This is a genomic window from Pseudomonas sp. OVF7 (assembly GCF_030644265.1).
Lineage (GTDB): Bacteria > Pseudomonadota > Gammaproteobacteria > Pseudomonadales > Pseudomonadaceae > Aquipseudomonas > Aquipseudomonas gorinensis.
In genome coordinates this window covers 4,951,658-4,965,646 of record NZ_CP128996.1, presented here as the reverse complement: position 1 = coordinate 4,965,646, position 13,989 = coordinate 4,951,658, and the positions used below count along the sequence as shown (strand labels likewise).

Below are 13,989 nucleotides of genomic sequence, written 5' to 3'. Positions count from 1 at the left end.
CATAACAATAGATCGCGATATTCTTTTGCGCTCTTAAAAACCGCCGCTAGGCTTCATCACCTCCTCGAAAAAGCGGCAGCCCTCCATGACTTTCAAACGTTCCTCCCTGACCCTCCTGGCCGCATCCCTGGCCGCCGCCGGTGCGTTACTCAGCCCCGGCGCCCAGGCCGAAGGCAAGATCAGTATCGCCCAGCAGTTCGGCATCGGTTACCTGATCCTTGATGTAGTGCGCGACCAGCACCTGATCGAAAAACACGGCAAGGCACAGGGCCTGGATATCCAGGTGGAATGGAACAGCATTTCCGGCGCTACGGCCATGAACGAATCGCTGCTGGCCGGCGCGCTGGACGTGGTGTCGGCCGGTGTGCCGCCGATGCTCACCCTATGGGACCGCACCCAGGGCAAACAGAACGTCAAGGCCATCGCCTCCCTTGGTTCGATGCCCAACTACCTGCTGTCCAACAACCCCAAGGTTAAGACCCTCAAGGACTTCACCGAGAAAGACCGCATCGCCGTGCCCGCCGCCGGCGTGGGCTTCCAGTCGCGCACCTTGCAGATCGAAACCGCCAAGCAGTTCGGCGACGCCCACTACAAGAAATTCGATGACATCTCCATCAGCCTGGCCCATCCCGACGCCACGGCGGCGCTGATTGCCGGCGGTTCGGAGATCAATTCGCACTTCTCGAGCCCGCCGTTCCAGTACCAGGAACTGTTGAACCCCAACGTACACAAGGTGCTCAGTTCCTACGACATCCTTGGCGGTCCGGCCACCTTCAACGTGCTCTACACCACGCAGAAATTCCACGACGAGAACCCCAAGACCTACAAGGCGTTCTATGACGCCCTGGCGGAGGCGGAGACGATCATCAAGGCTGACAAACCGGCGGCGGCCAAGGCGTATATTCGCGTCGAGCAATCCAAGCTGCCGTTGGACCTGGTGGAGAAAATCGTCCAGGACCCGGAAATCGACTTCACCATCGTGCCGCAGCGGACCTATATTTATGCCGAGAAATTGCATGAGCTCGGCGTGCTGAAAAACAAGGCGGCGAGCTGGAAAGACTACTTCTTCGAAGAGGCCCACGGCGGCAACGGCAGCTGAACGTCGATCCCCATTGGAAGTACGGTCAACATTGTGGGAGGGGGCTTGCCCCGATAGCGGTGGGTCAGCTACAGATAAGCTGACTGTTCCACTGCCATCGGGGGCAAGCCCCCTCCCACATTAGTGTCAGCGGAAGAATTCACCGGGTGTGGCATCGAACTGCTGCCGAAACGCGTTGATAAACGCCGAGGTGGACTCATAGCCACAGCTCAACGCCACATCTGTGACCCGCTCGCCTTGCTCCAAGGCGGGCAGGGCGCTCAATAACCTTAAACGCTGGCGCCAGGCCCGAAACGTCAGGCCGGTGTCACGCACGAACAAGCGGCTCAGTGTCTTTTCACTGACCCCCAGCTTCCCGCTCCAATCGCCCAATGTCGTCTGCTGTTCCGGGTGCAGGTTCAAACTGCGATAGATCTGGCGCAACCTGGGGTCGAGGGGCAATGGCAGCATCAAATCCACTTGGGGCGCCGCCGCCAATTGATCCAGTATCACCTGGGCCAGGCGACCATCGGGGCCGTCCTCGGCGTATTCCACCGGCAACGCGCTGAAGCTGCGAATCAGCTCACGCAACAGGCTGCTTACCTCCAGCACCTGGCAACGTTCGGCGGCCCAGGCGGTGACCCGGCAATCCAAGTAGAGGCTGCGCATCTCGGTGTGGGGGGAGCTGTACACCCGGTGCGGCATGCCCGCCGGAATCCACACCGCGCGCTGAGGCGGCGCGACGAAACGGCCGGCGCTGGTCTGGATCTCCAGCACCCCGGAAATCGCGTAGGACAATTGCACCCACGGGTGGCTGTGCCGACGGGTGAGGGCGCGATTGGGCAGCGATTCGGTACGCCCATACACCGGCCGTGGCAGGCTGGAAAGCCCGGGCACGCTGCGGCGCACGGTTTTGTCATGTCCTTTAGGCGGCATTTACTGGCTCATTGGCGTTAGTCGGTAACAAGGCGTTACGTTAGAGTCGCGGTGACGCTCTTGGCAACCCCCGGAAGATCCTGCTTATGACTCGCCCCCGTTTTCTGCCTGACAACTTCACATTGACGCTGATCGCCACGGTGATCCTCGCCTCCCTGCTACCCGCCAGTGGCCAGACCGCCGTGGCCTTCGGCTGGGTGACCAACCTGGCGATCGCGCTGCTGTTTTTCCTGCATGGCGCCAAACTGTCGCGCCAGGCCATCGTCGCCGGGGCGGGCCACTGGCGCTTGCACTTGCTGGTATTCAGCCTGACTTTCGTGCTGTTCCCACTGCTGGGCCTGGCGCTCAAGCCGGTGTTGTCGCCGTTGATCGGCAAAGACCTGTACATGGGCATGCTTTACCTCTGTGCGCTGCCGGCCACCGTGCAATCGGCGATTGCCTTCACCTCCCTGGCCCGCGGCAATATCCCGGCGGCGATTTGCAGCGCGGCGGCGTCGAGCCTGTTCGGCATCTTCCTCACGCCGTTGCTGGTGACCCTGTTGATGAATGTCCACGGTGAAGGCGGCTCTACGCTCGATGCGATCTTGAAGATCAGTGTGCAACTGCTGCTGCCGTTTATCGCCGGGCAGATCGCTCGGCGCTGGATCGGCGCATGGGTGGGGCGTAACAAGGCTTGGCTGAAATTCGTCGACCAGGGCTCGATCCTGCTGGTGGTGTACGGGGCGTTCAGCGAGGCGGTCAACGAAGGTATCTGGCACCAGATCCCGCTGTGGGAACTGGGCGGCCTGGTGGTGGCCTGCTGCGTGTTGCTGGGCCTGGTGCTGTTGGCGTCCACCGTGTTGGGCAAGGCGTTCGGCTTTAACCAGGAGGACCGCATCACCATCTTGTTCTGCGGCTCGAAAAAGAGCCTGGCGACGGGCGTGCCGATGGCCCAGGTGCTGTTCGCCGGGGCGACCATGGGGGTGCTGATCCTGCCGTTGATGCTGTTCCATCAGATTCAGTTGATGGTCTGTGCGGCGTTGGCGCAGCGCTATGCCAACCGGCCGGAAAGCATCCCGGAAATGATGGGGCAGGTGGATCCGTGATCCCATGACCAGGCGCCGACGAAAATAGCCGCTCGGTCAGCCGTGTCGACATGTGCATCAACATGGGGTCGTGGGTGGGGAATCTTTCCCGGCTGTAGGGCGGCTCAGGTTGTCGGTCAAGGGCCGCTTGAGTTCAGGCGCGCGCTGGCCGGGCACAGGGTGTGCGACAAATGCGCGCAGTGCTGCGGTGATTGACGCGACGGGGAGTCCCCCGCCAGCCGTGGCACTCGCTTCAATGGGCACCGCGCTGCATCGCTGGCCGGCGCCCAGGCGGCCTGTCACGCTGGGCGTTATTACCACCCGCGTTACCCGTGGGGGGCAAGCTCGGCAAGCCGATGGCGTTGCTCGCTGACGTGATGGCCCTGGCCTCGCCATGAGGGATCGGACGACGAATGCCTGGGATCAGCGTCAACAGCCGCCCGAGAAACCTATAGAATGCTGGGCGGCGGCGCTCCTCCTGGGTGGCCGCTCGATCATCGCCAGAGTGCCGTACCGTTCAATGAGCCTTTCAGCCGCAACCCCCCAAGCCAATTGGCAACCGGTCATCGCCCTGGCGCTGGCCGCCTTTGTGTTCAATACCACCGAATTCGTCCCCGTCGGGCTGCTCAGCGCCATCGGCGCCAGCTTCGACATGCCGATTGCCAGCGTTGGCCTGATGCTCACCATCTACGCTTGGGTGGTGTCGGTGACGTCACTGCCGGTGATGCTGCTGACCCGCAATATCGAGCGGCGCAAGTTGCTGATCGTGTTGTTTTGCCTGTTCATCGCCAGCCATATCCTCTCCAGCGTGGCCACCGGCTTCGGCCTGTTGATGGTCAGCCGTATTGGCATTGCCTTGTCCCATGCGCTGTTCTGGTCGATCACCGCCTCCCTCGCCGTGCGCCTGGCGCCCGCCGGCAAGCAGGTGCAAGCCCTCGGCCTGCTGGCCACCGGCACGTCCCTGGCGATGGTCCTCGGCATTCCCCTGGGCCGCCTGCTCGGTGAAGCCATGGGTTGGCGCACCACGTTCCTGGTGATCGCCGCCTTCGCCGCCGCCCTGGTGTTCTGGCTGGCGCGCACCTTGCCGCTGTTGCCCAGCCAGAACTCCGGCTCGTTGCGCAGCCTGCCACTGCTGTTCAAGCGCCCGGCGCTGGTGGCGCTGTATGTGCTCACTGCCATGACCGTGACTGCGCAATTCACCGCCTACAGCTACATCGAACCTTTCGTTGAAGGCGTCGCGGGCCTGAGCGGCAATGTGGTCACCCTGTTCCTGCTGGTGTTCGGTGGTGCGGGCATCCTCGGTTCGCTGCTGTTCAGCCTGGTACACCGCTTCAATCCCCATCTGTTCGTGATCAGTGCGGTGTTCCTGCTCGCGGCGTGCCTGGCGCTGTTGCTGCCATTGAGTGGTGCGCAGTCGTACCTGGTGGGCCTGAGTGTGTTCTGGGGCATGGCGATCATGGGCTTCGGCCTGGCCATGCAGTCGAAAGTGCTGGTGTTGGCACCGGACGCCACCGATGTGGCCATGGCGATGTTTTCCGGTATCTACAACATTGGTATTGGCGGTGGCGCGCTGATGGGCAGTTGGGTCGGCAGCCAATTCGGCTTCGCCTGGATCGGCGCGGCGGGCGGGTTGCTGGCAGCGGTGGCGTTGATCGGGTATTGCCTGGCAATCAGGCGCTTTGGGCAGGGTGTAGCGCAGACGCCGGCTTGATCGCCGCGGGCGACCATTGGTCGCCTTCGAACACCCACACTGTTATTAAGTTGACGCCATTTTTTCCTGCTTTTAATATCCCCAGCCAATGATGGCATGGTGATGGCATTTGCTCGTCAGACACTGCCGGCAATCCACTCTTTAAAAGGACTTTTCCCGTGGCATTTCGCACGTTCCGAAACTGTATCGCCCTGTTTTTCATCTGCTCCGGCCTGTTTGGTTGCGCAGCCAATATCCAAAAGCCGGTTGAACTCGACACCCAGTTCTGGAACGACAAGAGCCAGACCATTGGTGTGGCCATGACTGCCTTGCCGCCCTCGGAGCTGGTGCTCGGTGGCAATCAGGGGCTGTTGGACCTGGCGATCAACAAGGGTGTCAACAGTAAACTCAGCACCCACGTCAGTACCTGGAAGCTGCAGGACGCCGCAAGTATTCCCGATGAAATCGTCGCCAAGCTGGTGGCCAAGGGTTACAAGGCCAAGCGCGTGGACGAGTCGATCGACCTCGCCAAGTTCAAGGAAACCAAATTCCGCGAAGGCTTCTTCGGCCGTGACCTGACGCCATTGCAAGCCAAGTACGGCGTGGATCGCCTGCTGTTGATCTCCTACACCGCCAGTGGCGCATACCGCACCTACTACAGCGTGGTGCCTACCAGCGTGCCGACCCCGCAAGTGGGCGGTATCGGCCTGGTGGTCGACCTGCGTGACAATCACCTGCTCTGGTACAAGCCGTTTGCCGTGACTCAGCCGGCGCAGGGTGAGTGGGACCAACCCAACTTCAGCAACTTGTCGAACGCCTACTACCAGGCCGTGGACAGCAGCCGTCAACTGGTCATCACTCCGTTCGCCCAATGAAGGTCCTGGGCAGTGCCTTGCTCATTGTCAGCGGCCTGATGCTGGGGGCGTGCGCCCAGCATCCGCTGCCTGAACCGGGCTTCAATACACCGTCCGCGCTGTCTTATATCAATGCCCACGGCGCCAAGGTCGAAGTGCGGTGGCCGGCGCAGGGCCTTGTCACCGCGTCGATGGTGATTGATAGCAAGCGCGCGGCGGACGCCGCTCAAGTCAGTGACAATGTCACCCGCAGCGCGGTGAATGCCGGGGGCGTGGTGGGGTTGTTGATCGCCAGCGCCATTAATACCCAGACCGGCGCGGGTGTGCTCGAACGCGATGCGCGCAATAGTGCGGAACACGATGCACGCCCGATGACGACGCTGCTCGGTGAGCAAAACCTGGAAGCGGCCTTTTCCCGACGCTATCAACAGACCGGCCAGGCGGCTGGCCTGCCTGCGGCACAGGGGCCGGTCAGCGCGCTGGTGCTGGTCGAACCGCAGCTGGTGCTGAGCGCGGACCGGGGCAGCTTTACCCTGGTCAACCGGGTACAGGTCCAGGACATCGCCGGGTCGGTGCTGTATCAACGGCGCATTGACGTGGTCGGGCAGCCGTTTCGCAGCTGTGGTGCGCAATGCATCGACGATGGCCACCTGGAGTGGGCCAAGGTGAATGAGCAACTCGAAGCCTGCATTGACGAGACCATGCGCGTGCTTGCACAAGACCTGCGCGCGGGCGAGGGGGTGGATGCAGGGGAGCAGACGGTGCGTTACGTGCTGGACGGTCGCCGTGTGGTTGAACGCGGTCGGCTGTTGCCGTCAGCCGGTGTGTATCACCGGTACCGTAACCTGGATGGCGCAATCAAGTCGGTACCGATGCCATTCGAAAACATCGCGGCGCAGGCGGTTTCACCCTGACCGGGCGGGCTCAGAGCCCGCCGAGCAAGGTCTCCAGCTTTTCCTGGTCACGGGCAAACTGGCGGATACCTTCCGCGAGTTTTTCCGTGGCCATTGCATCTTCATTCGACGCCCAGCGAAATTGCGCCTGCGTCAGCCGCTGGCGCGGTTCGCCGTCGGTGCCTGGCACCAGCTTGCGTTCCAGGGTGCCCTGGTCTTCGTCGAGCTTTTGCAGCAGGTCCGGGCTGATGGTCAGGCGGTCGCAGCCAGCCAGTTGTTCGATCTGGCTGAGGGTGCGGAAGCTGGCGCCCATCACCACGGTCTTGATTTCATTGGTCTTGTAGTAGTTGTAGATGCGCGTCACCGACTGCACGCCCGGATCATCAACGCCGGTGTAGTCCAGGCCGGTGTTCTTGCGGTACCAGTCGTAGATACGGCCCACGAATGGTGAGATCAGGAACACGCCGGCATCGGCGCAGGCCACGGCCTGGGCGAAGGAGAACAACAGGGTCAGGTTGGTCTGGATCCCGGCTTTTTCCAGGCGCTCGGCGGTGCGGATGCCTTCCCAGGTGGAGGCCAGTTTGATCAGCACGCGGTCGCGGCCGATACCGGCCTGGTCGTACAGGGCGATCAACTGGTTGGCCTTGGCCCACAATGCGTCTTCGTCGAAGGACAGGCGTGCGTCGACTTCGGTGGAGATGCGCCCGGGGATCACCTTGAGAATGCCGGCACCCACCGCCACTGCAAAGTGGTCGCAGGCCAGGCCCACGTCACCCTTGGCATGGGCCACTGCGCTGCGCAGCAGCTCGGCATATTCCGGGATGGCGGCGGCCTTGAGCAGCAGGGAAGGGTTGGTGGTGGCGTCGACCGGGCGCAGGCGGCTGATGGCTTCCAGGTCGCCGGTGTCACAGACCACGGTGGTGAATTGCTTGAGTTGTTCGAGCTTGGACGTCATGAGCGGCAGTCTCCAGAATGAGGGTTAGTGGTTCAGCGCCAGGGCGGTGTCGAGGTCGGTGATCAGGATGTCGAGGTAGCCGCCCTTGAGCGCCCCACGAATCGCCTGGACCTTGTTCAACCCGCCGGCGAGGCCGAGCACGCGGTGGATCGAGCGCAGTTTGGGCAGCGCTACCGACACCACGAATTCTTCATCTTCTTCCAGCACCGGCTTGCCCTGGGCATCGAAGTAGCGCAGGCAGATATCGCCGACGGCACCGCGTTCGGCGAGCAGGCGCAGCATGTCTTCGGTGTAGTAGTTGCCGCTGTTGCGCAGCAGCTGCGAGGGTTCCAGGTCGCCGATGCCGACAATCGCCAGGGTGATGCTGTCAAAGCGTTGCAGCACCTCCTTGACCTCTTCCATTTCGATGATGCGCTGTTTGCTTTCCACCGATTGCTCGATGCTCTGTGACGGCAGCAAAAACGCCGGGCAGTTGAGCAGGGTGGCCAGGCGTTGGGTCAGCAGGGTGGCTTCGAAGGCGCCTTTGTTGCCGACGCCGCCCAACAGTTGTACCACTTCCTGGGCGCCTTGCTTGCCCGGTTGTGCATGCAAATGGCCGACCATGGCGCGAATGGTGCTGCTCCACGACGAAATACCGATATGGTCCTGGGGTGACAGGCTGGTCTCCAGGTAATGAGCGGCGGCCGAGCCGATGGCCTGCTTGATGCTTTCATCGTTGCCCGGTTCGGTGGCTTCCACCACGATCACCCGGCGCACGCCATAACGGCGCTGCAATTGGGTTTCCAGCTCCAGGTGCAGGCCTTGCAGGCGCATGACCGTGATCTTGACCACGCCTTCTTGCAGCGCCCGGCGCAGGGCGCGGCTGATAAAGGATTGGGACAGGTCCAGCTGTGCGGAAATCTCGGACTGCTTGAGCCCTTCTTCGTAATAGAGGCTCGCGATCTTGGTGATCAGGCGCTGTTCTTCGATCTGGCTCATGAAGGCCTCGGTGGTGAAATCAATGTGGGTGAGGATACCAAACCCTTACGACATGATCAGGCCGCCGTCGATATTGATTGCCTGGCCGGTCAGGTAGGCCGCGTCATCGGAGGCCAGGAATGCCACCAATCCCGCCACGTCCGAGGGTTTGCCGGCTCGGCGCAGGGGGATGTTCTTGACCCACTCGGCCATCAGTTCACCCTTGCCATAGCGCTTTTCATCGGTGCTGAGGATCTCGCCCCATACGCGGTCGTTGTAGTCCCACATCTCGCTTTCGATGATACCGGGGCAGAACGCGTTGACCGTGATGTTATGCCGCGCCAACTCCAGCGCCAGGCTCTGGGTGATGCCGATCACGCCCATTTTGCTCGCGGCGTAGTGCGGGGTGTAGATAAACCCCTGGCGGCCCTGGCCGGACGAGGTGTTGATCAGCCGGCCGCTGCCTTGCTTGACCATGTACTTGGCCGCTTCCCGGCAGCCCAGCCACACGCCGGTGGTGTTGACTTGCAGGACCTTGTCGAAGTCGGCACGGGGCATTTTGTCGTAGTGATCGATGGTGATGATGCCGGCGTTCTGTACCGACACGTCGATGCTGCCAAAGCGTGCGTGGCCTTCGCGGTAGAGCTTTTCGATATCGTCTTCACGGGTGACGTCGATGCCCAGCGCGAGGACATCGACCTGGTATTCCTGGGCCAGTTGGTCGGCGGTGAAGGTCACGCGCTCCAGGTCGTTGGAGGCCAGCACCAGGTTGGCGCCCTCCTGGGCGAAGCGCTCGGCAATGCCGGCGCCGATACCACGGCAGGCGCCGGTGATCACCACAGTTTTACCGCTGAATCGTTGCGACATGAGGGGCTCCTTACCAGCAGACAAAGCCGCCATCGACCAACAGGTCGACACCGGTGCAGAAAGACGACGCCTGGCTGACCAGGAAGATCGCCGGGCCGACCATTTCGTCCACGCTGGCCATGCGGCCCATGGGCGTGGTCTGTTCAAAGATCTTCACCTGGTCGGCGACTTCCGGGCGTGAGTTCATCGGCGTGGCGGTGTAGCCCGGGCTGATGCAATTGACCCGCAGGCCCTTGTCTGCCCACTCCATCGCCAGGCTTTTGCTCAGGTGGATCACCCCGGCCTTGGAGGTGTTGTAGTGGGCTTGCAACAGGCCACGATTGACGATGCTGCCGGACATGGAGGCGATATTGACGATCGCGCCTTTGCCCCGTGGCAACATCACCGCGGCCTGGGCCTGGCAACTGAGGAAGATGCCGGTGAGGTTGATGTCCAGGGTGGTTTGCCAGCGTTGCAGCTCCAGGTCCTCGGCGGCCTGGGCATTGGCGATGCCGGCGCAGTTGACGGCCACGCTGAGTGGGCCGAGTTCTTGTTCGGTTCGCGCGACCGCTGCATCCAGCGCGGCGCGTTCGGTGACGGTGCCGCTGAGGGCCAGGGCTCGACGGCCCAGGGCCTGGATGCGTTCTACCGTGCTGGCAATGCCGGGGCTGCCCGGGAGGTCAAAGCAGGCGACATCCGCGCCCGCTTCGGCGAGCCCGACGGCGATAGCCTGGCCGATGCCGCTGCCGGCGCCGGTGACAAAGGCCACTTGGTCTTGAAGACTAAAAAGTTGCATGAACTACTCCAATCTTGAAATCACAGTGGAACCCCTGTGGGAGGGGGCTTGCCCCCGATGGCAGTGGTTCAGTTACAGATGCATCTACTGACACTCCCTCATCGGGGGCAAGCCCCCTCCCACACTGGGATCTGTGCAGGTGTTTGGTTATGCGGTGGCCATTTCCATTACCGAAACCGGGGTGGCCTCGCCGCGCTCCAGAGTCCCCATCCGCCAAAAGCCACGACTGAAAAGCTGCATGGATAACTCCAATTTTGAAATCACAGTAGATCCCCTGTGGGAGGGGGCTTGCCCCCGATAGCAGTGGTTCAGTTACAGATGCATCTACTGACACTCCCTCATCGGGGGCAAGCCCCCTCCCACATTGGATCTGTGCAGGTGTTTGGTTATGCGGTGGCCATTTCCATTACCGACACCGGGGTGGCCTCGCCACGCTCCAGAATCCCCATCTGCCGGCCCCGGCTCATCACCATCACGCGGTGTGACAGCCCGAGCACTTCATCCAGGTCCGAACTGACCACAATCACCGCCATGCCCTTGGCTGCCAGGTCGGCGATCACTTCGTAGATCGCTGCCCGCGCGCCCACGTCAATCCCGCGCGTCGGTTCATCGAGGATGAACACCTTGGGGTTGCGCGCCAGCCACTTGGCGATGATCACCTTCTGCTGGTTACCGCCGGACAGACTGGAAATCCGCGACTGCGGCGCACCTTTCACACCCAACCGCGCCACCGCCGTGCGCGCGAATTCGCGCAGCGGGGCAGGGAACACCCAGCCGCGTTTGTCGAGCAGGTCGGTGTTGCCATAAATCAGGTTGTCTTCGATGCGATGCTCCACCACCACGCCTTGCTGCTTGCGGTCTTCCGGTACCAGCACCACACCGGCCTGGATCGCCTCGAAGGGCGAGCGCAACTGGCATGTCTCGCCATCGAGCACCATATGCCCCTGGATGTCCTGTGCCGCACCGGCAAGGGTGCGCACCAGCTCGGTCCGCCCGGCGCCGACCACCCCGGCAATGCCGAACACTTCACCGGCGCGTACGCTGAAGTCGATGCCGTGCAAGGCAAACTCGCGGCAGGTCAGATCCTTGACCTGCAACATCACGCGCTCTTGCGGCGCCTGCAACGCAGGGAAAATTCGCTCCAGGCTGCGCCCGACCATCTGCTCCACCAATTCCCGCACCGGCACTTGCGCCGTGGCATGCAGGGCGATCTGGCGACCGTCGCGCAGCACCAGCACACGGTCGGCGATGCGCGCGATTTCTTCCAGGCGATGGCTGATATAGATGAATGACACACCCTCGGCCTTGAGCCGTTCCACCTGCTTGAACAGCAGCTCGGTTTCGTCCCCGCCCAAGGCCGCGGTGGGCTCATCGAGGATCAGCAGGCTGGCCTTGAGTGTCAGTGCCTTGGCGATTTCCACCAGTTGCTGGGCCGCCACGCTCAGGCCCTCGACCTTACGCGATGCCGGCACCTTGAGCCCCAGGCGCTCCAATTGGATCTGCGCCTGGGCCTCCATGTACTCGCGGTCGACCCGCCCGTGGCGCATGGGCAGGCGGCCGACGAAGATGTTTTCGGCGATCGACAATTGCGGCAACAGACGGATTTCCTGGTGGATCAGGCCGATCCCGGCCCCCAGTGCGGCACCCGGCGAGGCTGGGGTGTAGGGCTCGCCGAGCCAGGTCATGCTGCCCCCGGCTTCGGGGTGCACGAGCCCGGCGATGATCGACGACAAGGTCGACTTGCCCGCGCCGTTTTCGCCGAGCAACGCCAGGACTTCGCCGGGGCGAATATCCACATTGATCTGCGACAGCACCTGCACCGGGCCATAGGCCTTGCTGATATTGCGCAGGCATAGCACGGCATCGGGTTCAGCTGCACGGGTATCCAGAGCGGCTTGCATGACGACCTCCACGGCTTACGGGTGCTGTTGCAGGAACGGCGCGACGTTTTCTTTAGTGGTCAGCACGGTGGGCAGCAGTTGTTCCTTGGGCACGGCCTTGCCGGCTTTCAGGTCAATGGCCGAGGCCACGGCCAGGCGCCCCATTTTCTGCGTCTGCTGGGTCATGGTCGCGTTCAGCACACCGCTTTGCACGGCCTTGAGCCCGGCCACGTCACCGTCGAAACCGACCACCACCACCGGGTGATCGAGGTTGCCGACCTTCACCGCCTGGGCGGCGCCCAAGGCCATGGCATCGGCGCGGCCGAAGAACACGGTGATATTCGGGTCACGCTGGAGCAGGTCCTGGGCCACGGCGAAGCCTTTGTCCTGGGCCCATTCGGCGGGTTGCTGGGCCACCACCTTCAGGTTCGGGAAGGCTTTCAACCCTTCTTCAAAACCTTTGGCGCGATCATTCTCGGGGGTGGTGCCGAGCTGGCCTTGCAGGATCGCGATACGGCCCTTGCCGTCGGTGATCTTGCCCACGTATTCGGCCAGGGTCTTGGCCCCGTCCACGCTGTCGCTGGCGATAAAGGTGTCGCCGGGTGCGTCGGGGGCGTTGCGGTCGACAGCGATGACCGGGATGCCGGCAGCCTTGGCGGCTTTCACCGGCACACCGGCCGCAGTGGCGCCAGCCGGGATGTAGATCAGCACATCGATCTGGCGGGTGATCAAGTCTTCAATCTGGCTGACCTGGGTCGAAGAGTTGCCCTGGGCATCCACGGTGATCACCTTGATCCCCTTGGCCTTGCCCTCGGCTTCCACCGATTGCTTGATCTGGTTGAAGAAGTCGGCCTGCAGGTTGGCCACGGCCAGGCCGATGGTCAGGTCCTTGGCCCAGGTGGTGCCGGCGGCAGTGAGGGTGGCGGCGGCGAGAGCGGTGGCTAACAGCAGTTTCTTGGGGCTGAACATGTCGGTGACTCCTGGTTTTATTGTTGGAGGGTGTCAACTGTCGAACAGGTTTAACGGGCAGTGCTGGAGCGGCGTCGCAGGGTGTCGATGGTGACGGCGAGGGCAATGACCACACCGATCACCACTTGTTGAATGAAGGGCGAAACACCCAGCAGGTTGAGGCCATTGCGCAGCACGCCAATGATCAACACGCCGACGAGGGTGCCGCCGATGCTGCCGACGCCGCCACTGAGGCTGGCGCCGCCAATCACCACGGCGGCGATGGCGTCCAGTTCCAGGCTCAGCCCGGCACTCGGTTGCGAAGAATCAAGGCGTGCGGCGAGGGTCACGGCGGCGATACCGGCGAGGGCACCGCTGATGGCGTACACCCACAAAGTAATCGCACGCACCTTGATGCCCGACAGCCGCGCCACTTCCGGGCTGCCGCCCATGGCGTAGAGGTTGCGGCCACCGGCACGAAAGCGCAGGAACACCCAGGCCACCACCAGCATCACCAGGAACAGCCCCACGGTGGCCGAGAGGAAACCAAAGTGGCGCACCGTGGCCAGGCTGGTGAACCAGTCCGGGTAGCCGACGATCTGCCGGCCTTCGGTGAGGATATTTGCCAGGCCACGGGCTACCGACATCATGGTGAGCGTGGCAATAAAGGGCGGCAGCTTGGCGTAGGTGATCAACCCACCGGACACCAACCCGGCGAGCATGCCGCTGGCAATCGAGATCGGAATCGCGAAGCCCAGCGGCACGGCCTGATCCTGATACAGCCAGCCGAGCATCATCATTGAAAAGGCCAGCACCGAGCCGACCGACAGGTCGATGCCGCCGATCACGATCACCGCCGTCATGCCAATCGCCAGGATGCCCAGTACGGTGACCTGATCGAGGATGTTCAGGCCATTGCGCAACGAAAAGAAGAATTCAGAGCTGAAGGAGAAGACCAGCACCAACAGCACCAGGCCGATCAGCGGGCCGCCGATGTTGCTGGGCAGCAGTTTCACCAGACGTGGGCGGGGTGGCGGCTTGAGTTCGGCCGGATGCTGGACAATAGCTTTGGCGTCCACAGTGTTCTCCTGA

The 13,989-nt window shown here is 62.6% G+C and carries 13 protein-coding genes; 5 read left to right on the top strand and 8 right to left on the bottom strand.

The features are described from left to right. The first annotated feature begins 85 nt into the window (after positions 1 to 85). Entirely contained in the window at positions 86 to 1,099 is a 1,014-nt protein-coding gene (locus QU606_RS22365; RefSeq protein WP_024076088.1) for an ABC transporter substrate-binding protein, read from the top strand. A gap of 126 nt (positions 1,100 to 1,225) precedes the next feature. Here QU606_RS22365 and QU606_RS22360 read toward each other — a convergent pair whose 3' ends face one another. Then, positions 1,226 to 2,014, bottom strand: a complete 789-nt coding sequence (locus QU606_RS22360) for a helix-turn-helix domain-containing protein (RefSeq protein WP_024076087.1) — start codon at positions 2,012 to 2,014, stop codon at positions 1,226 to 1,228. 86 nt (positions 2,015 to 2,100) lie between these two features. Here QU606_RS22360 and QU606_RS22355 point away from each other — a divergent pair, with 86 nt between their 5' ends. The 4 genes from QU606_RS22355 to QU606_RS22340 all read left to right on the top strand — a co-directional run bounded on the left by QU606_RS22355 (position 2,101) and on the right by QU606_RS22340 (position 6,536). Continuing rightward, positions 2,101 to 3,099, top strand: a complete 999-nt coding sequence (locus QU606_RS22355) for a bile acid:sodium symporter family protein (RefSeq protein ID WP_069076479.1) — start codon at positions 2,101 to 2,103, stop codon at positions 3,097 to 3,099. A gap of 499 nt (positions 3,100 to 3,598) precedes the next feature. Further along, entirely contained in the window at positions 3,599 to 4,789 is a 1,191-nt protein-coding gene (locus tag QU606_RS22350) for a sugar transporter (RefSeq protein WP_304997535.1), read from the top strand. 158 nt (positions 4,790 to 4,947) lie between these two features. Next, positions 4,948 to 5,643 carry a hypothetical protein gene (locus QU606_RS22345; RefSeq protein WP_024076084.1) on the top strand — a complete coding sequence of 232 codons (696 nt, stop codon included), beginning with the start codon at positions 4,948 to 4,950 and terminating at the stop codon, positions 5,641 to 5,643. Then, a complete protein-coding gene (locus QU606_RS22340) occupies positions 5,640 to 6,536 on the top strand; it encodes a hypothetical protein (protein WP_024076083.1) in 897 nt (298 codons plus the stop codon). Before QU606_RS22345 ends, QU606_RS22340 begins: the two co-directional genes overlap by 4 nt. A 10-nt stretch (positions 6,537 to 6,546) precedes the next feature. Here the strand turns inward: QU606_RS22340 and tal are convergent, their stop codons facing one another. From tal to QU606_RS22305, 7 genes are all read right to left on the bottom strand, one after another. Next, positions 6,547 to 7,470 (bottom strand): transaldolase, encoded by a 924-nt coding sequence (gene tal, locus QU606_RS22335; RefSeq protein WP_024076082.1) that lies wholly within the window; start codon positions 7,468 to 7,470, stop codon positions 6,547 to 6,549. A 24-nt stretch (positions 7,471 to 7,494) separates the two neighbouring features. Beyond that, a complete protein-coding gene (locus QU606_RS22330) occupies positions 7,495 to 8,448 on the bottom strand; it encodes a sugar-binding transcriptional regulator (protein ID WP_102625120.1) in 954 nt (317 codons plus the stop codon). A gap of 45 nt (positions 8,449 to 8,493) precedes the next feature. Further along, positions 8,494 to 9,294 (bottom strand): SDR family oxidoreductase, encoded by an 801-nt coding sequence (locus QU606_RS22325; RefSeq protein WP_069076475.1) that lies wholly within the window; start codon positions 9,292 to 9,294, stop codon positions 8,494 to 8,496. Between the two features lie 10 nt (positions 9,295 to 9,304). Next, on the bottom strand, positions 9,305 to 10,069 hold the full coding sequence (locus QU606_RS22320) for an SDR family oxidoreductase (RefSeq protein WP_024076079.1): 765 nt from the start codon (positions 10,067 to 10,069) through the stop codon (positions 9,305 to 9,307). 386 nt (positions 10,070 to 10,455) lie between these two features. After that, positions 10,456 to 11,970, bottom strand: a complete 1,515-nt coding sequence (locus QU606_RS22315; RefSeq protein ID WP_304997534.1) for a sugar ABC transporter ATP-binding protein — start codon at positions 11,968 to 11,970, stop codon at positions 10,456 to 10,458. A 15-nt stretch (positions 11,971 to 11,985) separates the two neighbouring features. Next, positions 11,986 to 12,918 (bottom strand): sugar ABC transporter substrate-binding protein, encoded by a 933-nt coding sequence (locus QU606_RS22310; RefSeq protein ID WP_024076076.1) that lies wholly within the window; start codon positions 12,916 to 12,918, stop codon positions 11,986 to 11,988. A 50-nt stretch (positions 12,919 to 12,968) separates the two neighbouring features. Continuing rightward, complete coding sequence (locus QU606_RS22305) at positions 12,969 to 13,976, bottom strand: ABC transporter permease (RefSeq protein WP_024076075.1); 1,008 nt, start codon at positions 13,974 to 13,976, stop codon at positions 12,969 to 12,971. Positions 13,977 to 13,989: the final 13 nt, after the last annotated feature.

What these genes read in the sequence shown, in the direction of transcription:
- QU606_RS22365 (WP_024076088.1), top strand. Translation starts at nt 86, where the DNA reads ATGACTTTCAAACGTTCCTCCCTGACCCTCCTGGCCGCATCCCTGGCC.
- QU606_RS22360 (WP_024076087.1), bottom strand. Translation starts at nt 2,014, where the DNA reads ATGCCGCCTAAAGGACATGACAAAACCGTGCGCCGCAGCGTGCCCGGG.
- QU606_RS22355 (WP_069076479.1), top strand. Translation starts at nt 2,101, where the DNA reads ATGACTCGCCCCCGTTTTCTGCCTGACAACTTCACATTGACGCTGATC.
- QU606_RS22350 (WP_304997535.1), top strand. Translation starts at nt 3,599, where the DNA reads ATGAGCCTTTCAGCCGCAACCCCCCAAGCCAATTGGCAACCGGTCATC.
- QU606_RS22340 (WP_024076083.1), top strand. Translation starts at nt 5,640, where the DNA reads ATGAAGGTCCTGGGCAGTGCCTTGCTCATTGTCAGCGGCCTGATGCTG.
- tal (WP_024076082.1), bottom strand. Translation starts at nt 7,470, where the DNA reads ATGACGTCCAAGCTCGAACAACTCAAGCAATTCACCACCGTGGTCTGT.
- QU606_RS22330 (WP_102625120.1), bottom strand. Translation starts at nt 8,448, where the DNA reads ATGAGCCAGATCGAAGAACAGCGCCTGATCACCAAGATCGCGAGCCTC.
- QU606_RS22325 (WP_069076475.1), bottom strand. Translation starts at nt 9,294, where the DNA reads ATGTCGCAACGATTCAGCGGTAAAACTGTGGTGATCACCGGCGCCTGC.
- QU606_RS22320 (WP_024076079.1), bottom strand. Translation starts at nt 10,069, where the DNA reads ATGCAACTTTTTAGTCTTCAAGACCAAGTGGCCTTTGTCACCGGCGCC.
- QU606_RS22315 (WP_304997534.1), bottom strand. Translation starts at nt 11,970, where the DNA reads ATGCAAGCCGCTCTGGATACCCGTGCAGCTGAACCCGATGCCGTGCTA.
- QU606_RS22310 (WP_024076076.1), bottom strand. Translation starts at nt 12,918, where the DNA reads ATGTTCAGCCCCAAGAAACTGCTGTTAGCCACCGCTCTCGCCGCCGCC.